Raw genomic sequence first — 22,473 nt, forward strand, 5'->3', positions numbered from 1 at the left:
TTGGGAGGCGGGGCCACCCGCACAATTTGGATGGTCGGTCTCAGCTGGACCGGCCCAGGACGAGGTTTGGAGTCATTCATGCACAACAGCGATTCGCAGTCGCCCAACGAAACGCCTGAAACGGGCGCGCAGAACGCCGCAGCAGGCGAGGAGCTTGAAGCGCTCAAGGCCAAGCTGGCCGAGCTGGAAGCCGGCAACAAGGAGTTGCGCGAAACCGTGCTGCGCGAAAAGGCCGAGCTGGAAAACCAACGTCGCCGCCTGCATCGCGACCTGGAACAGGCCCGCCGCTTCGCCAACGAAAAACTGCTCAACGATCTCTTGCCGGTCTATGACAGCCTGGAGCGCGGCCTGGCCGTGGAGGGGGGCGACGTTGCCGCGATTCGCGAGGGCCTGGGCCTCACCCTGAAAGAGCTGCTGCGCATCGCAGGCAACAACGGCCTGGTGCCGGTCGATCCGCTCGACCAGCCGCTGGACCCTGAACGCCATCACGCGGTGAGCATGGTGGAGGCGCCCGGCAAGTCGCCCGGCACGGTCGTGGCGGTACTGCAAAAAGGCTACGTTCTGAATGACCGATTGCTGCGCCCGGCCCTGGTGTCCGTGGCCAAGGACGACTGAACGAGGAGAGTCTGCTCAACACCCCCGCGCAGCGGAGATGGTGAACAGACTCTAGCAATTCCAGAACTGCAGGGTTCACTTGGTATTGAACGCGTTTCGCCAGAACCCCATCTGTCAACCATTCGCGGCTGAGGGGCCGCATCCCAAGTTTTCCGGAGCACACACATCATGGGCAAGATCATTGGTATCGACCTGGGCACGACCAACTCGTGCGTCGCCATCATGGATGGCAGCACCGCCAAGGTGATCGAGAACTCGGAGGGCGATCGCACCACGCCGTCCATCGTCGCTTTCACCAAGGACAGTGAAGTACTGGTCGGCGCTCCCGCCAAGCGCCAGGGCGTCACCAATCCCAAGAACACCTTCTACGCGGTGAAGCGCCTGATTGGCCGCAAGTTCACCGACGCGGAAGTGCAGAAGGACATCCACATCGTGCCGTACGGCATCGTCGCGCACGAAAACGGCGACGCCTGGGTGCAGACCTCGGACGGCAAGAAGATGGCGCCGCCGGAAGTCTCCGCGAAGGTGCTGATGAAGATGAAGAAGACCGCCGAGGATTACCTCGGTGAAGCGGTCACCGAAGCGGTGATCACCGTGCCGGCCTACTTCAACGACAGCCAGCGCCAGGCGACCAAGGACGCCGGCCGCATCGCCGGCCTGGACGTGAAGCGCATCATCAACGAGCCGACCGCCGCCGCACTGGCTTACGGCCTGGACAAGAAGGGCGGCGACCGCAAGATCGCGGTGTACGACCTCGGCGGCGGCACCTTCGACGTGTCGATCATCGAGATCGCCGAAGTCGACGGCGAGAAGCAGTTCGAAGTGCTGGCCACCAACGGCGATACCTTCCTGGGCGGCGAAGACTTCGACAAGCGCGTCATCGACTATCTCATCGAGGAATTCAAGAAGGACCAGGGCATCGACCTGAGCAAGGATCCGCTGGCGCTGCAGCGCCTGAAGGATGCGGCCGAGCGCGCGAAGATCGAGCTGTCGTCCTCGCACCAGACCGAAGTGAACCTGCCGTACGTGACGGCCGATGCCTCCGGTCCGAAGCATCTGAACATCAAGCTTACCCGCGCCAAGCTGGAAGCGCTGGTGGAAGACCTGGTCAAGCGCACCATCGAGCCGTGCCGCACCGCGCTCAACGACGCTGGCCTGCGCATCTCCGACGTCAGCGAGGTGATCCTGGTCGGCGGCCAGACCCGCATGCCGAAGGTGCAGGAAGCGGTGAAGGATTTCTTCGGCAAGGAGCCGCGCAAGGACGTCAACCCGGATGAAGCGGTCGCCGTGGGCGCGGCCATCCAGGGCGGCGTGCTGGGCGGTTCGGTGAAGGACGTGCTGCTGCTGGACGTCACCCCGCTGTCGCTGGGCATCGAGACCATGGGCGGCGTGATGACCAAGCTGATCGAGAAGAACACCACCGTGCCGACCAAGGCTTCGCAGGTGTTCTCCACCGCCGATGACAACCAGACCGCGGTGACCGTGCACGTGCTGCAGGGCGAGCGCGATCGCGCCTCGGCCAACAAGTCGCTGGGCAAGTTCGACCTGGCCGGCATCGACGCTGCGCCGCGCGGCATGCCGCAGATCGAAGTGACCTTCGATATCGACGCCAACGGCATCCTGCATGTGTCGGCCAAGGACAAGAAGACCGGCAAGGAACAGCGCATCGAGATCAAGGCCGGTTCGGGCCTGTCCGACGAGGAAATCCAGCGCATGGTGGCCGATGCCGAAACGCATCGCGAAGAGGACAAGAAGTTCCAGGAGCTGGTGGCCACGCGCAACAAGGCCGACCAGCTGGTGCACGCTACGCGCAGTGCGCTGAAGGAGCACGGCGGCAAGGTGCCGGGCGCCCAGCTCAGCGAAATCGAAGGCGCACTGTCGGATCTGGAGAAGGTGAAGGACGGCGAGGACAAGGCCGCGATCGAAGCGAAGATCCAGAAGCTGGAGCAAGTGGCGCAGTCGTTGTACGCCGCGGCACAGGCCGGCCATGCCGATGGCGGCGCGGGTGCGGGCGCAGGCGCAGGCGCGCAGCACGGTCCGGGCCCCGGCGGTTCGGCCCAGCCGGACGACGTGGTCGACGCCGAGTTCACCGAGGTGAAGAACGACCGCAAGTCGTCGTAAAGTACGACCCGGAAGACGAGCGCCAGGCCTTGGCGCTCGTTTTCTTTGCGAGGGGAGTCGATGGAAAAGGGACGGCTCGAAGCCTTCAGCGATGGCGTGCTTGCCATCATCCTCACCATCATGGTGCTGGAGCTGAAAGTGCCGCACGGCGACGGCTGGCAGGTATTGTTGCCGCAGTGGCCGGTGTTCCTGAGCTACGTGCTGAGCTTCGTCTACGTAGGCATCTACTGGAATAACCACCACCACTTCCTGCATGCTGCCGAGAAGATCAACGGCACGGTGCTGTGGGCCAACCTGCATCTGCTGTTCTGGCTGTCGCTGATGCCGGTGACCACCGGGTGGATGGGCGAGAATCACTTCGCGCAGCTGCCGGTGGCGGTTTATGGTTTTGTGTTGCTGATGTGTGCGATCGCCTGGCAGCCGTTCCAACGCTGCCTGATCAAGGCCAACGGCGGTGAAACCTCGCTGCTGGCGCAGGCGGTGGGCGGTGACTGGAAAGGCTGGGTCGCCGTCGCCATATATTTGTGCGGCATGCTGCTGGCGTTCGTGGCGCCGTGGATGTCGTGTGTTCTCTATGCCACGGTGGCTGCGATCTGGTTCATTCCCGATCGGCGCATCGAATCGCGGATCATGAAATGAGCAAGCGTGACTACTACGAAATCCTGGGTGTCGACCGCACGGCGGACGACGCGGAACTGAAAAAAGCGTTCCGTCGCCTGGCGATGAAATACCATCCGGACCGCTGCCCGGACGATCCGCACGCGCAGGAAAAATTCAAGGAGGCCAAGGAGGCCTACGAGGTGCTGTCCGACGCGCAGAAGCGCGGTATGTACGACCAGTACGGCCACGCCGCCTTCGAGGGCGGCATGGGCGGCCGCGGCGGTGCCGGCGGCTTCGGCGACATGGGCGACATCTTCGGGGATATCTTCGGCGACATTTTCGGCACTGGCCGTTCGTCGCGCCCGCGCCGCGGCGCGGACCTGCGCTACATCATGGAGCTGGATCTGGAAGAGGCCGTGTTCGGCGTCGAGAAGAAGTTCGACATTCCCACCCAGGTTAATTGCCATCACTGCAACGGCAGCGGCTCCGAAGACGGCAAGACGGTGACCTGCCGCACCTGCCAGGGCCACGGCCGCGTGCGCATGCAGAACGGCATATTCTCCATCCAGCAGGGCTGCCCGCATTGCGGCGGCACCGGCCGCGCGATCGAAAAGCCCTGCAAGCAGTGCCACGGCGAAGGCCGCCTGGAAGAAACGCGCACCTTGTCGGTGCGTATTCCGGCCGGCGTCGACAATGGCGATCGTATTCGCCTGGCCGGGCAGGGCGAGGCCGGTCCGGCGGGTTCCGAAGCCGGCGACCTGTACGTGGAAGTGCGCGTGCGCGAGCACAAGATCTTCCAGCGCGAAGGCAACAATCTCTTTTGCGAAGTGCCGATCCGTATTTCGCAGGCCGCCCTCGGTGCGGAGTTGCCGGTGCCTACCTTGGATGGCGAGGTTGCCATCACCATTCCGCCGGAAACGCAGACCGGGCAGCAGTTCGTGTTGCGCGGGCGCGGTGTGAAATCGGTACGCGGTGGCCGCACCGGCGACCTGGTCTGCCGCGTGGTGGTGGAGACGCCGGTGCGTCTCACCCGCGAGCAACGCGAGTTGCTGGAGAAGCTGGAGAGCACGTTCGCCGACGACGACGAGCATTCGCCGCGCGCCAAGGGCTGGATGGATGGAGTGAAAGAGTTCTGGTCGCGCGTGACGTCCTGAGCATGCTCTGAATTTGCACCCTCCCCTACGTGTAGTAGGGGAGGGCTGGGGTGGGGTGAAGCAACCTCGCGGTGATCTTCAATACTGCGGCAAGCGCAAACAACCCCACCCCAACCCTCCCCTGCCAAGCAGGGGAGGGAGCCTGCGGTCGACGGCAATCCGTTTTCGTTGGCTCAGTGCAACTCGGTATAGCTCACCGGCACCCATTCATAGCCGGACCCGGCTTTGCGCACATGGCCGATGGCCGGGAAGATGAGGTGCGCGCCGGCGATGTAATAACCCTGCTTGGCCGCGTCGGCGAGCACATGCTCACGCATGGCTTCCGCTGCCGCGCTGTCGGTATCGAAATGAATGGTGATGTCCGGGTGCGCGAACTGCACCGCCGGCACATGCACGATATCGCCCCACACCAGCATTTTCTGACCCTTGCTCTGGATCATGTAGCCGGTGTGGCCGGGTGTATGGCCCGCCAGCGACACTGAGCGAATGCCCGGGGTTAACTCGATATCGCCCTGGAAAGGCTTGAAGCGGCCGGCTTGGATGTAGGGGTTCAAAGCCTCCATCGCGTCCTTGAAGTGTGCCTGTGCTTCTTTCGGGGCCTTGTCCATTTGTGCCTGGCTCAGCCAGAAATCCGCATCGCCCTGGTTGGCGCGGACAATGGCGTTGGGAAACACACGCTCGCCATGTTCTACCAGGCCACCGATGTGGTCCGGGTGCATATGGGTGATATAGATCTCGTCCACTTGCTCCGGCTTGTAGCCGCTGGCTTGCAGGCGGGCCACCAGCTTGCCCAGGTTGGAGCCGAACATCGCGCCCGTTCCCGTATCGATCAACACCAGCTTGGTGCCGGTGTTCACCAGGAAGGCGTTGAAGTTCATTTCATAGGGTAGTTGCACGAATGACGCCGCCATCATCTGGCGCGTCTTTTCAGCGGTGGTGTGAGTAAGCAGGTTCTGCACCGGCATGACCGTGGTGCCATCGCTCAGCGCGGTGACCTCGAAATCGCCCAGCATCATCCGGTAATACGCAGGTGCCGAAGTCTTGACCATGGGAGCGGCAGCGTACGCGGATTCGACGAAGGCCGTGCCCGTCATTCCGCCTAGCAGCAGTGCGGTAATCATTGCCGCGCGTACAAAACGCTGTTTCGTGCTCATGCTGTTGTCCTGATTTTTGCCGTGGGGTGGGCGGTCGAACAAAGAGGGGTCATGCGATCGCATATAGCGGCGCGCATCGTGTTGAATGGGCCAGGCGCTGTCAAGAACGCCAAGCTGATAATGCGATCGCCGTGGGAAATGGTTGGCGATGGGCCTGCCAATCAGGCTTCGATTTTTTGGGCGACCTATTAAACGATGGATGGCCTTGAGGCCGCGTCCAGCAGCCATTGCCGGAACAATACTGCGGGAGGCGAATCCGGTCGCCGCGAAGACGACACCAGGTAATACGCTCCCGGCGCCGGTGCCGCCAGCTTGCCGATACGGATCAATGAGCCTGACGCGATCGCGTCGGCTGCCAACGCGCTGCGTGCCAGCGCAATCCCTTGTCCGGCTTCGGCGGCCTGCATCAGCAGGGCCGAATCGCTGAAGCTGGGGCCATAGCTCATGGGGGCCGGCGTTTGCCCGACCCGTGCAAACCAATCCTCCCAGGTTTGGAAGTCGTCGCGCAGCAGCAGGCAGGTTTTGAGGTCGGCCAGGCGGCGGATGTTTTTCTTCGTCGCGTAGGTTCGTGCAGCCACCGGAAACAAAACTTCGTCCAACAGCTTTTCGCTGCGCAATCCGGCCCAACGTCCTTTGCCATAGCGCAGAGCAAAATCGCACTCTTGCTCATCGAGGTCCACCAGCGCCGGCGTGGCGTGCAGCTTCAGCTCGATGTGCGGATGCCTAGCCATGAAGGCGCCAAGACGAGGCATCAGCCAGCGGCTTGCCAGCGAGGGCGGCGCGGTAATCGACAGGCGATTGCCATCTCGTGTGCGCAACGACTCCCCTACCTGCGCCAACTGCTCCAACGCACTCTTGACCACCTCCAGCAGCTTGGTGCCGGCGGAAGTCAGCGTCACCTCATTCCGGTTTCGTTGAAACAGCCTGGTGGCATAGAAAGACTCCAGCGCCTTGATCTGGTGGCTGACCGCGCTGGCGGTCAGATGCAGTTCTTCGGCCGCACGCGCGAAGTTCCTGGCGCGCGCCAATGCCTCGAAGCTGCGCAAGGTATGCATGGGTGGCAACGGCTTTCGCATCTTGGGGACCTCACCCGGCATGAATCGCATTCATCGCGCGCTGAAAAACGATCGCTTCTTGCGGCGATCTTGGCGTCGAATAATAGCGCGCCCTCAATACGGATCGCGCATGATGTATCGACTGCTTTTCGGCCTGGCCATGGCCCTCTCGTTCCTCAGTCCGGCCACTTGGGCCGCCTCGCTGCACGAAGGCTGGCAGCAAGTGGATGGCCTTGAGCTGTTTTATCGCGAAGCCGGCGATCCCCACGCACCCACGGTCGTCTTTCTGCATGGCAATCCGCTTTCTTCCATCATGTATGCGCAGGTGATGGAGGAGCTAGCTGCTAGCCAGTCCGTGCACGTGATTGCCATGGACTATCCCTCCTTCGGCTATTCCGACGCGCCGGATCACATCCGCTACCGCTACACCTTCGATCACCTGGCCGAAACGGTAAGCCATTTCCTCAAGCTGCGCGGCATCGCGCGATACGCCTTGTACATGCAGGATTACGGCGTGCCGGTCGGGTTTCGCTTGATCAGTGCCAATCCGCGCGCCATCACCGCGATCATGGTTCAAAACGGCGTCATCCACCTGGATGGCTTTCCTGCCGCGCAGGATCCCGATGGGGAATTGCGACGCCACTGGCAGCATCGCAATCCGGCCGTCGATGCGCGTCGCACCGCCTATATCCGCGCCCTGGCTTATCCGCAGGCCGCGCACTGGTCCGATGAGGACCATGCCGGTGCTGATGCCACCCTGCAAATGATCGCCGCCTTCCAGCGTCCCGGCGTGATCGATGCGCGCAACGACCTGTGGTTCGACTACGGCAACAACGTCGCGCGCTACCCGGCATGGCAAGCCAGCTTGCGCAGCTTGCACGTTCCGGTGCTGGTGCTGTGGGGCAGGCAAGATCAGTTCTTCACCACGCCGGGCGCCGAGGCCTATCGGCGCGATGCGCCCCAGGCGGAAGTGCATATCCTCGACAGCACGCACTTTGCCACGCTGGACGCGCCGGACCAGGTGGCTGCGCTGGTGGGTGATTTTCTCCGCCGGCATCGGGACGAGCTGCACTAAGGCGCGGTTCTTCGTAAGCCCAAGTCTCTTTGGCAGACTTGGGCTGAGCGGCGAATCTTGCGAAGATGTCCGGCAGAGAAGTGCCAGGACACCCCACATGACCCAACCCATTCGCCTCGCCATCAGCGGCGCCTCCGGCCGCATGGGGCGCGCCTTGCTCACCCTGGTGCGCGAGGACAGCCGGTTCGAACTGGTGGGCGCCCTGGTGTCCGCAAGTTCGGCGCACAACCAGGCGCCGGTCTTTTCCGATTCGCCCACATCGCTGCGCTATACGCACGATTGGAGCGCCATGGTGGCGGAGGTCGTGATCGATTTCAGCGGACCGGAAGGGCTGACCGAAGCGCTTGCCTATTGCACAGCGCGGCATGCCGCCCTGGTCACAGGGACGACGGGCATCGACGCTGCGCTGCAGGCCAGGCTCGATGAAGCAACGCGGCATATCCCGCTGCTGCACGCCGCCAACTTCAGCCTGGGTGTCGCGGTGTTGAAGCGCTTGTTGCGAGAGGCGGCCATGGCGTTGCCCGACTGGGACCTGGAAATCGTCGAGGCCCATCATGGACGCAAGGAAGACGCGCCTTCCGGCACCGCGCTTGCGTTGGGACATGCCGCTGCCCAAGCGCGCGGCACGAGCTTGGCGAAGGATGCCGTATACGTGCGTGAGGGTCGTCCCGGTGCACGCCGCAGCGGCAGCATAGGCTTTGCCGTGGTGCGCGGAGGCGACGTGGTGGGCGAGCACACTGCGCTGCTGCTCGGCCAGGGCGAGCGCGTCGAACTCAGTCACCGTGCTACCGAGCGCTCCATTTTCGCGCGCGGGGCACTGGAAGCGGCGGCATGGCTGGCCGGTCGAAAGTCCGGCGGCTATGCCATCGACGATATGCTGCAAGCTCGTCTCGGCAGGTAGGCTGGGATGGCAATCCCAGCATCGGCCGCCGCATGGAAAGCTGGGATTATCATCCCAGCCTACACGTTCGCCGCCTGCCTTGGAGTCGTAGCGATGTCCGCCAGCGTCCACGCCAACGAAAAGCCGATCGCTGCCAAGGTGCTGGTGATCGGCCATCGCGGCGCCAGCGCATTGCGGCCCGAGCACACGCTGGCCTCCTATGCCAAAGCCATCGCCGACGGCGCGGATTACGTGGAACCGGACCTGGTGATGACCAAGGACGGCGTGCCGGTGGCCCGCCATGAAAACGAGATCAGTGGCACCACCGACGTGGCCAGCCATCCGGAGTTCGCTTCGCGCAAGATCACCAAGACGATCGACGGGCACCGCGTCACCGGCTGGTTCACCGAGGATTTCACGCTTGCCGAGCTGAAAACCTTGCGCGCGCGCGAACGTTTGCCCGAGTACCGCAGCACGCAATACGACGGCGATTTCCAGGTACCAAGCTTCGACGAAATCATCGACTTCGTCGCCACCGAAGCGGCCACGCGCGGTCGCGTCATCGGCATCATTCCGGAGATCAAGCACGGCACGTATTTCCAGAAGATCGGCTTGCCAATGGAGGGCCGCGTGCTGGCGATCATCGCTGCGCATCGCTACACGCAGCGTGCGCCGGTGGAAATCCAGTCGTTCGAAATCGCCAACCTGCGTTATTTGCGCGGCAAGCTGGGTAAGAACCACCCGAATGTACGCCTGCTGCAATTGATCGATGACGCGCATGAGCAGCCTTATGACGTGACGGCGGCGGGTGCCAAGCTGAGCTATGGCGACATGATCACGCCAGCGGGCCTGCGCGAGATCGCCACTTATGCCGATGCGATCGGCCCCAACATCCGCGCGATCATTCCCTTGCAGGCCGACGGCAGCCTGGGCTCCCCCACGCCGCTGGTGCATGATGCGCACGCGGCAGGCCTGGAGCTGCACCCGTATACGTTTCGCCCCGAAAACCATTTCCAGGCGAAGAATTTCTGGCAGGGCAGTGATCCGAAGACTTTCAATGAGGCCGGTTCGGTGGCGGAGATCCGGGCCTATCTGGCCGCGGGGATCGACGCTTTCTTTACCGACGACCCGGCGATCGGGCGCAAGGCGGTGGACGGGCGGTAGCAGGCGGCCCATAGGCTGGGATGAAATCCCAGCTTTCTCGTACAGGGCGATGCTGGGATTTCATCCCAGCCTACGACGCACAGTGTTGTGAGGCCACGGCAAAGCCGGTAGCATTCTCGCCACTCACTGTCATTGGGGAGTAGCCATCCTCGTGCGGCGGCCGTCAGGCCTCCAAGCATCGGGGAACCCGCGTCAACATACTTGAAGCCTCGGCTTCATGGCGCGGGTGGTTGTCGCAGGCGTTCGGTTTGCGACGGTCCGGCGAGACCTTTGGCCACGACGCGCTCATCCTAAGCCGGGCGAGCGGCGTACGTGCGCCACTGGTTTGCGCTCGCCCGGCCCGGAATGGATCATGCTTATCACCGCGTTGCTGTTTCTGCTTTCCGCGGCAGCGATCTACGCAGCCTGCGAATACTTCGTCAACAGCATCGAATGGCTGGGCCACAAGCTCAAGCTCGGCGAGACCGCCACGGGTACGGTGCTGGCGGCGTTCGGCACGGCATTGCCGGAAAGCGCTGTGACGTTCGTGGCGGTGATCATGGGTCGCACGCCCGAAGTGCGCGACATTGGTGTCGGCGCGGCGATGGGTGGCCCTCTCGTGTTGGCAACGATCGCTTATGCGGTGGTGGGCATTGCGCTGTGGAGTTGTCGCAAGCGCCTGGGCCGCGCCACCCTGCATGTGCAGGTGAAGAATGCGCGGCTGGCGCGCGATCAGGGCTGGTTCCTCTCGATCTTCATCGTGAAATGCGCGCTTGGCTTGCTGGCTTTTGCGTTCAAGCCATGGCTTGGCGTGCTGTTTCTGTTGGCCTACGCGCTTTACGTGTGGCGCGAATTGAAAGACGAGGGTGACACGGCCGATCACGAGGAGCTGGAGCCGTTGAAGTTTCAGCCGCGTGCGGCGATTCCTTCGATGCTGGCCGTGTCGCTGCAGGCGATGATTTCCTTATTGGTGATTGCGGTGGCCTCGCACGTTTTCGTCTCGCAGATCGAAAGCATTGGACTGGCCGTGCATCTTCCGCCGCATCTGGTGGCGCTGGTGCTGAGTCCGGTGGCCACCGAGCTGCCCGAAACCATGAATGCGCTGATCTGGGTACGCCAGGGCAAGGAGCGGCTTGCCCTGGCGAATATCTCCGGTGCGATGATGATCCAGGCCACCGTGCCCAGTGCGCTCGCGATCTTCGCCACGCCCTGGTTGTTCGATGCGCCTCTGGTGGTGTCGGGCGCGCTGACCATGCTGGCGATCGTTTATTTGTGGGGATTGTTCAAGCGCGGTCGGGTCGATGGCCGCGCTTTGTTGCCGGTGGGTTTGCTCTACGTCGTGTTTGCGTTTTATGTCGTGCACGCTCTCGCGTGACGGCTCGCTCTCAGGATTCACCCAGGCGTGACAGTTCAAGCCTGGCCGCCTTGAGCCATTCCTGTTCCTTGCGGCGGTAGTAGCGGGGCATCAGCTCGGCGCGCCGAAGCTGGCCCTGCAGTACGCTGCGAGCTTCGTCGCGGTGTTGGCTGCGGCCGAGCAGGCGGCCGTAGCGAAAGCGTCCTTCTTCGCCTGGATAGCTGTCGGCCAGCACGCGGTATTGCGCCAGCGCCGCTTCGGTTTCACCGAGTTCTTCGAGGCAGCGCGCGTAGAGCAGTTGGCCATCGTTCGACTTGTAATTGGGATTGGCCTTGGCCAAGGCGTCCAGTGTCTGGCGCGCGTCGGCAAAATGCTCGTTGCCGGCTTGCGCCTGGGCCAGCCCCAGCATGAAGTCCGGATCGGTGGCATACATGCCGTTGAGGAGCCCCTGGTATAGCTCCTGCGCGTTGGCGTAATCGCCTTGCTGCAGGCATTCCTCGGCGAGGCGGCGGCGGTTGTCCACGGTATTGCTGATTTCCAGCTGCCGTTGCAGCTCGCGCCGGCGCCGCTGCGGATCGATCATGTTGATCGCGCTGCGGGCCGCTGTGCGCCCGCGCGGGTCATGGCGCAGATCGGGAATGACCGCGATCAACACGTAGACGAGCACGGCAAGATAGGACCCGATCAGGATCAGCCAGATCCAATACAGCGAGCGACCGCTGCGGATCACGTGCACGGCACAGGCGATCTGCAAGGCCAGGGACAGCAGGAACACGAAAGACATGGCTTCCCTCGAAGCGATTTACACCTACGATTTTAGGGCATGGGCCCGATGCAGGCGCAGGGCCTTGTGCCCCATTTACTCATGGATACCGCTCAGCATGCCAAAGCACGCGGCGACCAACAGCAGCGCGACGGCAACGAAGGAGGCCAGCCCCAGCAATAGACCTTTGCCGATGCGCGGGTTGCTGCCGGCGAGCATGACGATGCCGGCGACAAGAATGGCCGCTGGTGGTAACAGTGCCAAGAGCGGGATGCGGGTTGCAACGATGATGATCTCGCCCACCACCATGAGGAGCCATGCCAGGCCGATGCCACCCCAAACCGAACCGCCGCCGGGGGCCGGCTCCGGGTCGGATAGCGGCGATTGCGGCGGCTCATAAGGCTGGTGATCGCTCATGGCGCGTCTTCCTCGACAGCGCGGGCCTGTTCGATTTCACGCCGCAACGCGGCCAGCTTGTTCGCCTTGTCGTCGCGGTAGAACAGGTTGAACGTGTCGAACGGAATGAGGCGGCCATCCGGCTGGGCGATGTGCACGCAGGACTTCTTCACCGCGCGCAGGTCGAAGCCGTGTGCGTCGATGAACTGCATGATCAGCACGCGGAACACATTGCGATAGGAGAGTTCGGCCGGCGCCTGCACCTGCGGCAGGCAGCACAGCAGGTCCGACAGGGAGCAGGCTTGCGATTCGGGCGAATGGTTGGTGGCGAACAGCTCGAATACGTGGGCGCGCAGCTCTTCATCGCGCTCGACCACGATGGTGTTGCGCCCCTTGCTGACCAGGGTTTCGGGCGAGACGAAGCGCGTCAACGGCAGTACCTGTTCGCCAAGCTTCAAAGCATAGGCCATGGCCAGGCAATCGGGATTGCAAGGCACGGGAATCAGGTCGTCGGGGCGAAAGACCGTGCTTTGTTCGAGGATGCGGCGACGCACTTCGCTCAAGGTGAGGCGATCGCGTTCGGGGTCATAGCCTTCCAGGCGGCCAGCGGCTTGGATCGGCTGGAAGGTGACGCCGCGCACGCAAGGTTGGGTGAGGGCGAATTCGATGATCGAGCCCAGCTCTTCGTCGTTGAGCCCTTTCTTGACGGTGACCACCAGGGTGGTGGAGATGTCGTGGCGGTTGAGGTTTTCCAGCGCCTGCAGGCGTATGTCGCGCAACTTCGCACCGCGCAAGTCCTTGTGTACTTCGTCGCGCAGCGAATCGAATTGCAGATACAGCTCGAAGCCGGGCTGGTAGTCGGCAAGCCTTGCTGCAAAATCAGCTTCGCGGGCGATGCGCAGGCCATTGGTGTTGACCATCAGGTGGCGGATCGGGCGTTGCCGGGCAGCGTCGAGAATGGCGAAGAAATCCGGGTGCAGGGTGGGCTCGCCGCCGGAAATCTGCACTACGTCGGGCTCGCCTTCATTGGCGACGACGGCATCGAGCATGCGCTCGATGGTGGCCAGGTCACGGTAGCCTGGACGATGCGGGCCGCTTTCCGCGTAGCAGATCGGGCAACGCAGATTGCAGTGATCGGTGATTTCCACCAGGGTCAGGCAGGAGTGCTGCATGTGCTCCGGACACAGGCCGCAGTCGTACGGGCAGCCGAAATGCTGTGGCGTGTTGAATTGCCGAGGCAGTTCCGGCGGCTTGATGTACACCTCGCGGCATTGGCGGTAATACGCCGCATCGTCGGCGATCAGCACGCGTTCGCGGCCGTGATGCGGGCACCACTTTTCGAGGTAGACGCGTTCGTCCTTGATCAGGATTTTCGCTTCGACGCGGCGCAGGCAGGTGCTGCAGACGGATACGGCGCTGTCGTAGAACAGATATGGCCTTACCTTGGCTCCCATGCGCTGCGGTTCCCCTTGAACAATATTTGCGCGATCCGTGGAAGGTCCCGATGGTAGTAGAGCAAACCGGCGATGCAAAGCCACTGCAGGCCGGACATATGCCCCGGGTAGGCGTAGAACAGCGGCTTGATGAATTCCACCAGCAGGCGGAACAGGAGATAGCCGATCATGAAGGCGCGGAAGCGATCGCCCGGCGCCAACTCATGGCGGCGCAGGTGGATCCAGGCGTATTGGGCAAGCAAAAACAGGATTTCGTAGATTTGCGTGGGATGGCGCGCAATGCCGTCGCCGAAATCCACGCCCCAGGGCAGCGAAGTGGCGTTGCCGTAGGTATGGTCCTGCAATCCGGCCAGGTAGCAGCCAACGCGGCCTATGCACATGCCTACCGTAAGCGGCAGCACAAATGCATCACCGGTGGATTGCTGGATGCCGGCGATCTTCTTGCACAGCTCCACGCCCAACAAACCGCCGAGCAATGCGCCGATGATGGATTTGCCCAGCAGCAGGTTGCGCAGGTCGGGGAAGTTCGCAAACGCGGTGAGCGGATCGTCCAGCCAGTAGGAAAGCTTGGCGCCTAGCGCCGCACCGACGATGGCGCTGACGGCAATCCATGCCACTTCGTCCTTGTGCTTGAATGCGCCGGGCGCAAGGCGCTGGCGGGTCCATAAAAAAGTGCGAAAGCCGACCGCATAGGCCAGCGTCTCGCAGACGGTGTGAATTGCGACGGGCGTCATGGACGCAAGCAGGATGCACGCGCCGGACCGGCGCAAGCTTCAGTCCGGGTGCGCCGCATTACGATCGCGCCCTGCGCCGAGTTTGCGATCCAGCACGCCGAACAGCTTCTTGAACGCACGGGCGAACTTGCCGCGCTTGGTCTTGCGCAGTTTTTCCTGCTCGCTGGTCAGCCAGGCCACCTGGATCACGCGGCGCTCGCCTTCGTAAGGCAGGTGTCCATGGAAGGAATTGTCGCAACGCTTGAAGACCGCGAATTCGCCATACAGCGGCTTGAGTTCGGGCGCGACCAGGTCGTCGATGTTGTCGACACGATGGAGGAAACGCAGGCAGCCGTCGCTGGTGTCTGGCCACTGCGTATTGAGGTAGAGCAGGGCTGTGGCGACCTTCGAGCGGCTGTCGGTGTGGATGGTACCGTGGCGCTTGTTCAGCGCCCGGCAGAGGGTTACCAGGGCGGGGTATTGGCCCAGGTTGTCGATGCCCAGATAACGGCCGATCGCGCTGGCGAACTGGGGCGTGGTCAATTGCTCGACCAGCGCATTGACCGAGGGGCCGCAGTCGGCCGGGTCATAGGGGAAGAAACCCGCGCTGCTGTACTTGGGAAAATCCCGCTCCAGCTCGCTGCGCGATTCATCCGGCAGCTGGCCATGGGCGATCAGGAAGGGGAAGGGATGCTGGCGCACATCCGTGTCCGGGCGATCGAGCCGGGCTGGGTCCAGCAGTAGGGCGGTCGCATTCATCGAACTTCGTAGCATTCCTGGCTAAGTGCCGGTCCAGTCTAGCGCGAGCGCATGGCCGGTGCGTCATATGACCATCACACCTACGGGAGTTCATTCGGGTGGACAGCAAGGCGCTCGAAGCCTATCATTTCAACCCGCCCGAGACTTTCCTTCACTTAAGGTCCACAAGCCTGCTTCGATGCGGCTTGCGGACCTTGCTGTACCTAAAAGGCGGCCCCCTCCATGCCTCATCCCGCTCTGCTTGCCCTCGAAGACGGCAGCGTATTCCACGGCCACTCCGTAGGTGCGACTGGCGAAACCGTCGGCGAAGTGGTCTTCAACACCGCGATGACGGGCTATCAGGAGATCCTCACCGATCCCTCCTATGCCCGCCAGATCGTGACCCTTACTTACCCGCACATCGGCAACACCGGCTGCAACGCGGTGGATGCCGAATCCGACAAGGTGCATACCGCCGGCTTGATCGTGCGCGACGTGCCGCGCCGGGCCAGCAACTGGCGCAGCACCGAGAGCCTGCCCGACTATCTTCAGCGGCATGGCATCGTCGCCATCGCCGGCATCGATACGCGCCGGCTTACGCGCATTCTGCGCGACAAGGGCGCGCTGAGCGGCTGCCTGGTAGCGGGTGAATCGATCGACGCCGATGCGGCGCTGGCCAAGGCGCGGGCATTCCCCGGCCTGAACGGCATGGACCTGGCCAAGGTGGTCAGCACAACCAAGCCCTACAACTGGAACGAGGGCGTGTATGACCTCGACCGCACCGTGTTCCATGAAACGGACAAGCGCTTCAACGTAGTGGCCTACGACTACGGCGTGAAGCACAACATTCTGCGCCTGCTGGCCGAGCGCGGCTGCGAGATCACGGTGGTGCCGGCGCAAACGCCCGCCGCCGAAGTGCTGGCGATGGAGCCCGATGGTGTGTTCCTCTCCAACGGTCCCGGTGACCCGGCCGCCTGCGATTACGCTATCGCCGCCACGCGCGAATTCCTCGCCGCGGAAATTCCGCTGTTCGGCATCTGCCTGGGGCACCAGATCATGGGCGCCGCCCTGGGCGCGAAAACCCTGAAGATGAAGTTCGGCCATCACGGCGCGAACCATCCGGTGAAGGATCACGACGACGGCCGCGTGCTGATCACTTCGCAGAACCACGGTTTTGCGGTAGATGCGTCCACGCTGCCTTCCAACGTGCGCATCACGCATACGTCGCTGTTCGACGGGTCGCTGCAAGGTTTCGCGCTGACCGATCGCCCCGCGTTCTGTTTCCAAGGCCATCCCGAGGCGAGCCCAGGCCCGCACGATATCGGCTATCTGTTCGATCGTTTCGCCAAGCTGATGCTGGAGGCCCGCTGAGATGCCCAAACGTAACGACATCAAGAGCATCCTGATCATCGGCGCCGGCCCGATCGTGATCGGCCAGGCCTGCGAGTTCGACTATTCCGGCGCACAGGCCTGCAAGGCGCTGCGCGAGGAGGGTTACCGGGTGATCCTGGTGAACTCCAATCCGGCCACGATCATGACCGATCCGCAGATGGCCGATGCGGTGTACATCGAGCCGATCAGCTGGCAGACGGTGGAACGCATCATCGCCAAGGAGCGCCCGGATGCGGTGCTGCCCACCATGGGCGGCCAGACCGGCCTCAACTGCGCGCTCGACCTGGCCGACCACGGCGTGCTGGAGAAGTACGGCGTCGAGCTGATCGGCGCTTCGCGCGAAGCGATCCGCATGGCCGAGGACCGCGAGCTGTTCCGCGTGGCGATGGCCGAGATCGGGCTGGAGTGCCCGCGCGCGGCGGTGGCCAAATCGTTCGAGCAGGCGGTGGAGATCCAGGCCACCGTCGGCTACCCGACCATCATCCGGCCCAGCTTCACGCTGGGTGGTTCCGGTGGCGGTATCGCGTACAACCGCGAGGAATTCGAGGAGATCGTCAAGCGCGGCCTCGATCTTTCGCCGGTGCACGAGGTGCTGGTGGAAGAGTCGGTGCTCGGCTGGAAGGAATTCGAAATGGAAGTGGTCCGCGATACGGCGGACAACTGCATCATCGTGTGCTCGATCGAAAACCTCGATCCGATGGGCGTGCACACCGGCGACTCGATCACCGTGGCGCCGGCACAGACGCTCACCGACAAGGAATACCAGCGCCTGCGCGACGCCTCGATTGCCGTGCTGCGCAAGATCGGCGTGGATACCGGCGGCTCCAACGTGCAGTTCGGCGTCAATGCCGAGACCGGCCGCGTGGTGGTGATCGAAATGAATCCGCGTGTGTCGCGGTCGTCCGCGCTGGCTTCGAAGGCCACCGGTTTCCCGATCGCCAAGATCGCGGCGAAGCTGGCCGTGGGCTACACCCTGGACGAACTGAAGAACGACATTACCGGCGGCCTTACGCCCGCTTCGTTCGAGCCGACCATCGATTACGTGGTCACCAAGATCCCGCGCTTCGCCTTCGAGAAGTTTCCGCAGGCCGACGCGCGCCTCACCACGCAGATGAAGTCGGTGGGCGAGGTGATGGCGATCGGTCGCAGTTTCCACGAATCGCTGCAGAAGGCATTGCGTGGCCTGGAAATCGGCAAGACCGGGCTCAATCCCACCAGCCTGGACATCACCAGCGAAGCCGGGCTCGCCACGCTCAAGCGCGAACTGCGCGAGCCGCGTCCCGATCGCGTCTTCCACCTGGCCGATGCGTTCCGCGCCGGCCTGACGCTGGAAGAAGTGCATGAACTCAGCTACGTCGATCCGTGGTTCCTCGCCGCGTTCGAAGACATCGTGCTGACCGAGAAGGAAGTGCAGGCGCAAGGCATCAGCGCGCTCAATGCGGTACGCATGCGCGAACTCAAGCGCCTCGGTTTCGCCGACGCGCGCCTGGCCGAACTCATCAACACGGACGAGGCGGCAATCCGCCATCTGCGTCGCACGCTGGGCGTGCGTCCGGTGTACAAGCGCGTGGATTCCTGCGCGGCCGAGTTTGCGACCACCACCGCCTACATGTACTCGACCTACGAGGAAGAGTGCGAGGCCAACCCCACCAACCGTGACAAGATCATCGTGCTGGGCGGCGGTCCTAACCGCATCGGGCAGGGCATCGAGTTCGACTACTGCTGCGTGCATGCCGCGCTGGCGCTGCGCGAGGACGGGTTCGAGACCATCATGGTCAACTGCAACCCGGAAACCGTCTCCACCGATTACGACACTTCCGACCGCCTGTACTTCGAGCCGCTTACGCTCGAGGACGTGCTGGAAATCGTCGACCTGGAAAAGCCCAAGGGCGTGATCGTGCAGTACGGTGGCCAGACGCCGCTGAAACTCGCCCGCGCACTCGAAGCCGCCGGCGCGCCGATCATCGGCACCACGCCCGATTCGATCGACCTGGCCGAGGACCGCGAGCGCTTCCAGCAGATGATCGCCAAGCTGGGCCTTACCCAGCCGCCGAACCGTACCGCGCGCAATGCCGACGAGGCGCTGGCGCTGGCGCGCGAGATCGGCTATCCGCTGGTGGTGCGCCCGAGCTACGTGCTGGGCGGCCGCGCGATGGAAGTGGTGTACGACGATGCGGACCTGTCGCGCTACATCCGCGAAGCGGTGCAGGTGTCGAACGATTCGCCGGTGCTGCTGGACCGCTTCCTCGATCATGCGGTGGAAGTGGACGTCGACATCATTGCCGATGCGCAAGGCAATGTGCTGGTCGGCGGCATCATGGAGCACATCGAGGAAGCGGGCGTGCACTCGGGCGATTCGTCCTGCTCGCTGCCGCCGTATTCGCTGTCGCCGGCGATTCAGAACGAACTGCGCCGCCAGGTCGGGCTGATGGCGAAAGAGCTGAAGGTGATCGGCCTGATGAACACGCAATTTGCGATCCAGGGCGACACGGTGTTCATCCTGGAAGTGAACCCGCGCGCATCGCGCACGGTGCCGTTCGTTTCCAAGGCTACCAGTGTAGCGCTCGCCAAGATCGCCGCGCGCTGCATGGCCGGCCAATCGCTGGAAGCGCAGGGTGCGACGCGCGAGGTGATTCCGGGCTATTACTCGGTGAAGGAAGCCATCTTCCCGTTCCTGAAGTTCCAGAACGTCGATCCGATCCTGGGGCCGGAAATGCGCTCCACCGGCGAGGTGATGGGCGTGGGACGCAGCTTCGGTGCCGCGTTCGCGCGTGGCCACGATGCGGCCGGCATCAAGACCCCGCCCAAGGGCAAGGTGTTCGTGTCGGTACGCGATGCCGACAAGGACCGCTTGCTGCCGATCGCTGCAGACATCGCCGCGCGTGGCTTCACCCTGGTGGCTACGTCCGGTACGGCAAGCTATCTCACCGCGCATGGCGTAATCTGCGAACGCATCAACAAGGTGTTGGAAGGCCGGCCGCATATCGTCGACCTGATCAAGAACGGCGAGATCGTCTACATCGTCAATACCACCGAGGGCAAGCAGGCGATCGCCGACTCGTTCTCGATCCGGCGCGAAGCCCTGCAGCATCGCGTCACGTATTCCACTACGGTTGCAGGCGCCCGTGCGCTGGTGCACTCCTTGGATTACCACGACAGTGGTGAAGTGCACAGCCTGCAAGAACTACACAAGGAGCTGAATGCATGAGTCGCCCACCCATCACCAAGACCGGTTCGGAGCGCTTGCGCACCGAGCTGGAACGCCTGAAGTCGGTCGAGCGTCCCAAGATCATTGCGGCCATTGCCGAAGCGCGCGCACACGGCGACCTGAAGGAAAACGCCGAATATCACGCCGCGCGCGAGCAGCAGAGTTTCATCGAAGGCCGCATCAAGGAACTGGAAGCGGCGCTGTCCAATGCCGAAGTGATTGACGTGTCACGCCTGAGTGCCGGCAGCAAGATCGTGTTCGGCGCAATCGTTGAGCTGGAAGACGAAGATAGCGGCGAAGCGGTGAAGTATCAGATCGTCGGCGACCTGGAAGCGGACATCAAGCAGGCCCTGATCGCGGTGTCTTCGCCGATTGCCCGTGCGCTGATCGGCAAGAGCGAGGGCGACAGTTTCGAGTTCAGGGCGCCCAACGGCGTGAAGCGTTACGAGATCACCGGCGTCAGCTACGAGTGATGTCTAGGCTGGGATGACAATCCCAGCTTTCCACGCGACATGCCGATGCTGGGATTGTCATCCCAGCCTACGCGCTCCGGGACAACCCGCAGGCAATAAAAAAAGCCGCTTCGCAGCGGCTTTTTTATTGTGCATTGGCGATCAAGCAATCAACGCTGACGCGCTTTGAAACGCGGGTTGCTCTTGCAGATCACGAACACTTTGCCGCGACGGCGCACAACCTTGCAGTCACGGTGCCGCGCCTTGGCGGACTTCAAAGAGGAAAGCACCTTCACGGCAGGCTCCTGGGACGAAGTGGATCAAAGTAAGCGCGCAAGTATAACGATTTGAATCACTTATCACAAGCCCAGGGCCGCCTTGGCTTCGGCGACGGTGTCCAGGAACTGCAGTACGACCGGCGAAGGGTTTTCGGCATGGCTGGCCACGGCCAGCAGCAGATAGGCATCCGGGTCGGCCAGCTTTACGTAGTTTACCCCGGGGATCTTCACCACCTCCATGCTGGCCGGCACCAGGGCCAGGCCGATGCCGGCGGCGACCAGGGCCAGCAGCCCGTTGATCTGCTGAGCATGCTGCCGGATTACCGGGTGGAAGCCGGAGCGGGCGGCCAGGCGCACCAGCCGGTCGTACAGCGTGGCGGCCAGTTCGCGCGGCTGGACCACGAAGGGCTCGCCAGCCACCTCGATCAGTTCCACGCTTTGCCGCCCGGCCAGGCGATGTCCCTCGGGCAGGGCGAGCAGCAGGGGCTCGCGATCGATCACATCCAGCCGCAGCGCGCGCGCGTCGTCCTCGTGCAAGGGGACGTCGCGTACGAAGCCCACGTCCAGCTGCCCTGCGCGTATGGCCGAGAACTGCGGTTCGGTGTACATCTCGCTTAGCCATACGCGCACGTTGGGCGCGTTCTGGCCGAGCCTCAGCAGCGTCTGGGGCAGGGCGGGATGGAAGGATACCGATACGGTGTAGGCCAGCTTCAGATGGCCGCTGAAGCCCGCTGCGGCCTCCGCCACCTGAATACGGGCTTCCTCGGCCATGGCCAGGATATGCCGCGCCTGCTCAAGGAACAGCCGGCCCGGCGGGGTTAGGGCGACGTTGCGTTTGTCGCGTTCCAGCAGGCGCACCCCAAGTTCCTGCTCAAGCGCTTGAATCTGCTGGGAAAGTGGTGGCTGGGAAAGATGCAGGCGCTGGGCTGCGCGAGTAAAGCTCAGCTCCTCGGCGACCGCGATGAAGTAGCGCAGTTGGCGAAAATCAAACATATATGACTTTCGAATAAGTAGGGGTCTAAATATATATTTGATTCTGTATCGCGTCGATCATAATATTCTCTCCGTCGCGCCACTGACCCCTCCCCCCCGAGTGGCGTTGACCCTCGCCCCGCAGCGACGCTACCCCCCGCGGTATTTCGGTCTCCCTCCCCAGAGCCACTACCGACGCGTCGCTAGCGGGGCGCTTCCTTTCTCTTCCCCTCGCGATATCGCATGCATGCCCGGCGTAGTCCATGGCGCTTGAGTTCATGCGTGAACTCAGCGGACGCCAGGCATGCCTTGAGAGAGCGTCTACCAGATGGTCTTTACGTGCGGATAGTTGCGGATCTTTTCATCGCGAGTCACGAGTGAAACTGCCAGTTTGCGTGCTGTCGCCACTATCATGCGATCAGCCGGATCGTTGTGAAATTCACCGGGCAATTGCACCGACTTCAGGCCCACTTCGATGTCCACCGGCATGAAACGAACCGCCTCGATTTGCGCCACCGTGGCTAGCCAACTTTCGACATCCATCGATAGCACCAGCCTTTCACGCTGTACGAGCATGGCGATTTCCCATGCCGAGATGGCCGAAATGACAATCTGACCGCCATCCAGCTCATGTTCGATGGCTTTGCTCGCGTTCGCGCTCAGAGCCGTATCACCGTTCGCCCACCACACCAGCGCATGGGTATCGAGGACGATCACCGCGCGGCCTCCCACGGCACATCCACGGGCGCCATGGGATCGCTATAGCGGACCACTGATCCGCGCAGCACATCAAGCGGATGGCGTTCACTGCGACGGTACGGACGCACTTCCAATGCCGGCTTGCCATGATCGGTCACGATCACGCTTTCGCCAGACGCCTCCACGTGCCTGAAGAATTCGAGTGCTCTTGCCTTGAATTCCGATTTGGAAACCTGGTTGCCTTCCATGATCATCTC

At 62.9% G+C, this 22,473-nt stretch carries 22 protein-coding genes and 1 riboswitch; of the genes, 11 read left to right on the forward strand and 11 right to left on the reverse strand.

Annotated elements, in window-relative coordinates; all coding sequences use genetic code 11:
- Positions 1-78: 78 nt before the first annotated feature.
- The 4 genes from grpE (at position 79) to dnaJ (ending at position 4,490) form a co-directional block, all read left to right on the forward strand.
- Positions 79-615, forward strand: a complete 537-nt coding sequence (gene grpE / locus QQJ96_RS23160) for a nucleotide exchange factor GrpE (RefSeq protein WP_284334406.1) — start codon at positions 79-81, stop codon at positions 613-615.
- 168 nt (positions 616-783) lie between these two features.
- On the forward strand, positions 784-2,736 hold the full coding sequence (dnaK, locus tag QQJ96_RS23165) for a molecular chaperone DnaK (RefSeq protein WP_284334407.1): 1,953 nt from the start codon (positions 784-786) through the stop codon (positions 2,734-2,736).
- A 60-nt stretch (positions 2,737-2,796) separates the two neighbouring features.
- Entirely contained in the window at positions 2,797-3,375 is a 579-nt protein-coding gene (locus tag QQJ96_RS23170; RefSeq protein ID WP_284334408.1) for a TMEM175 family protein, read from the forward strand.
- Positions 3,372-4,490, forward strand: coding sequence for a molecular chaperone DnaJ (gene dnaJ, locus QQJ96_RS23175; protein WP_284334409.1), 1,119 nt, complete (start codon positions 3,372-3,374; stop codon positions 4,488-4,490). Before QQJ96_RS23170 ends, dnaJ begins: the two co-directional genes overlap by 4 nt.
- Before the next feature lie 173 nt (positions 4,491-4,663).
- On the opposite strand, the gene QQJ96_RS23180 is transcribed toward dnaJ, so the two are convergent.
- Both QQJ96_RS23180 and gcvA read right to left on the reverse strand, forming a co-directional pair.
- On the reverse strand, positions 4,664-5,644 hold the full coding sequence (locus tag QQJ96_RS23180; protein WP_284334410.1) for an MBL fold metallo-hydrolase: 981 nt from the start codon (positions 5,642-5,644) through the stop codon (positions 4,664-4,666).
- A 188-nt stretch (positions 5,645-5,832) separates the two neighbouring features.
- Positions 5,833-6,741, reverse strand: a complete 909-nt coding sequence (gene gcvA, locus QQJ96_RS23185) for a transcriptional regulator GcvA (protein ID WP_284334411.1) — start codon at positions 6,739-6,741, stop codon at positions 5,833-5,835.
- 88 nt (positions 6,742-6,829) lie between these two features.
- Between gcvA and QQJ96_RS23190 the strand changes: the two genes are divergently transcribed.
- From QQJ96_RS23190 to QQJ96_RS23205, 4 genes are all read left to right on the forward strand, one after another.
- Positions 6,830-7,774 carry an alpha/beta fold hydrolase gene (locus tag QQJ96_RS23190; protein ID WP_284334412.1) on the forward strand — a complete coding sequence of 315 codons (945 nt, stop codon included), beginning with the start codon at positions 6,830-6,832 and terminating at the stop codon, positions 7,772-7,774.
- A 97-nt stretch (positions 7,775-7,871) separates the two neighbouring features.
- Entirely contained in the window at positions 7,872-8,675 is an 804-nt protein-coding gene (gene dapB / locus QQJ96_RS23195) for a 4-hydroxy-tetrahydrodipicolinate reductase (RefSeq protein ID WP_284334413.1), read from the forward strand.
- Positions 8,676-8,768: 93 nt separating this feature from the next.
- Entirely contained in the window at positions 8,769-9,818 is a 1,050-nt protein-coding gene (locus QQJ96_RS23200) for a glycerophosphodiester phosphodiesterase (protein ID WP_284334414.1), read from the forward strand.
- A gap of 122 nt (positions 9,819-9,940) precedes the next feature.
- A riboswitch (yybP-ykoY riboswitch) is annotated at positions 9,941-10,078 on the forward strand.
- Positions 10,079-10,170: 92 nt separating this feature from the next.
- A complete protein-coding gene (locus QQJ96_RS23205; protein WP_284334415.1) occupies positions 10,171-11,172 on the forward strand; it encodes a sodium:calcium antiporter in 1,002 nt (333 codons plus the stop codon).
- Positions 11,173-11,182: 10 nt separating this feature from the next.
- On the opposite strand, the gene QQJ96_RS23210 is transcribed toward QQJ96_RS23205, so the two are convergent.
- From QQJ96_RS23210 to QQJ96_RS23230, 5 genes are all read right to left on the reverse strand, one after another.
- Positions 11,183-11,935 carry a tetratricopeptide repeat protein gene (locus QQJ96_RS23210; RefSeq protein WP_284334416.1) on the reverse strand — a complete coding sequence of 251 codons (753 nt, stop codon included), beginning with the start codon at positions 11,933-11,935 and terminating at the stop codon, positions 11,183-11,185.
- A 75-nt stretch (positions 11,936-12,010) separates the two neighbouring features.
- A complete protein-coding gene (locus QQJ96_RS23215) occupies positions 12,011-12,331 on the reverse strand; it encodes a hypothetical protein (RefSeq protein WP_284334417.1) in 321 nt (106 codons plus the stop codon).
- Positions 12,328-13,764, reverse strand: a complete 1,437-nt coding sequence (locus QQJ96_RS23220; RefSeq protein WP_284334418.1) for a radical SAM protein — start codon at positions 13,762-13,764, stop codon at positions 12,328-12,330. Before QQJ96_RS23220 ends, QQJ96_RS23215 begins: the two co-directional genes overlap by 4 nt.
- On the reverse strand, positions 13,749-14,498 hold the full coding sequence (locus QQJ96_RS23225) for a prolipoprotein diacylglyceryl transferase (protein WP_284334419.1): 750 nt from the start codon (positions 14,496-14,498) through the stop codon (positions 13,749-13,751). Before QQJ96_RS23225 ends, QQJ96_RS23220 begins: the two co-directional genes overlap by 16 nt.
- 39 nt (positions 14,499-14,537) lie before the next feature.
- Positions 14,538-15,236, reverse strand: coding sequence for a 2OG-Fe(II) oxygenase (locus QQJ96_RS23230; protein ID WP_284334420.1), 699 nt, complete (start codon positions 15,234-15,236; stop codon positions 14,538-14,540).
- A 222-nt stretch (positions 15,237-15,458) separates the two neighbouring features.
- Between QQJ96_RS23230 and carA the strand changes: the two genes are divergently transcribed.
- The 3 genes from carA to greA are packed head-to-tail and all read left to right on the forward strand — an operon-like array spanning position 15,459 to position 20,288.
- A complete protein-coding gene (gene carA / locus QQJ96_RS23235) occupies positions 15,459-16,586 on the forward strand; it encodes a glutamine-hydrolyzing carbamoyl-phosphate synthase small subunit (RefSeq protein WP_284334421.1) in 1,128 nt (375 codons plus the stop codon).
- A gap of 1 nt (position 16,587) precedes the next feature.
- Positions 16,588-19,815, forward strand: coding sequence for a carbamoyl-phosphate synthase large subunit (gene carB / locus QQJ96_RS23240; RefSeq protein WP_284334422.1), 3,228 nt, complete (start codon positions 16,588-16,590; stop codon positions 19,813-19,815).
- Complete coding sequence (gene greA, locus QQJ96_RS23245; protein WP_284334423.1) at positions 19,812-20,288, forward strand: transcription elongation factor GreA; 477 nt, start codon at positions 19,812-19,814, stop codon at positions 20,286-20,288. Before carB ends, greA begins: the two co-directional genes overlap by 4 nt.
- Before the next feature lie 149 nt (positions 20,289-20,437).
- Here greA and ykgO read toward each other — a convergent pair whose 3' ends face one another.
- The 4 genes from ykgO to QQJ96_RS23265 form a co-directional block, all read right to left on the reverse strand.
- Entirely contained in the window at positions 20,438-20,563 is a 126-nt protein-coding gene (gene ykgO, locus QQJ96_RS23250) for a type B 50S ribosomal protein L36 (RefSeq protein ID WP_010342887.1), read from the reverse strand.
- Positions 20,564-20,626: 63 nt separating this feature from the next.
- Positions 20,627-21,538 carry a LysR substrate-binding domain-containing protein gene (locus QQJ96_RS23255; protein WP_284334424.1) on the reverse strand — a complete coding sequence of 304 codons (912 nt, stop codon included), beginning with the start codon at positions 21,536-21,538 and terminating at the stop codon, positions 20,627-20,629.
- Between the two features lie 300 nt (positions 21,539-21,838).
- Positions 21,839-22,234 carry a type II toxin-antitoxin system VapC family toxin gene (locus QQJ96_RS23260; RefSeq protein WP_284334425.1) on the reverse strand — a complete coding sequence of 132 codons (396 nt, stop codon included), beginning with the start codon at positions 22,232-22,234 and terminating at the stop codon, positions 21,839-21,841.
- Positions 22,231-22,464: a type II toxin-antitoxin system Phd/YefM family antitoxin gene (locus tag QQJ96_RS23265; RefSeq protein ID WP_284334426.1), complete on the reverse strand. Its 234-nt coding sequence runs from the start codon at positions 22,462-22,464 to the stop codon at positions 22,231-22,233. The genes QQJ96_RS23260 and QQJ96_RS23265 overlap by 4 nt, the downstream gene beginning before the upstream one ends.
- Positions 22,465-22,473 lie beyond the last annotated feature (9 nt).

Origin of the sequence: Dyella flagellata (assembly GCF_030160275.1) — a bacterium.
GTDB classification, from domain to species: domain Bacteria; phylum Pseudomonadota; class Gammaproteobacteria; order Xanthomonadales; family Rhodanobacteraceae; genus Dyella_B; species Dyella_B flagellata.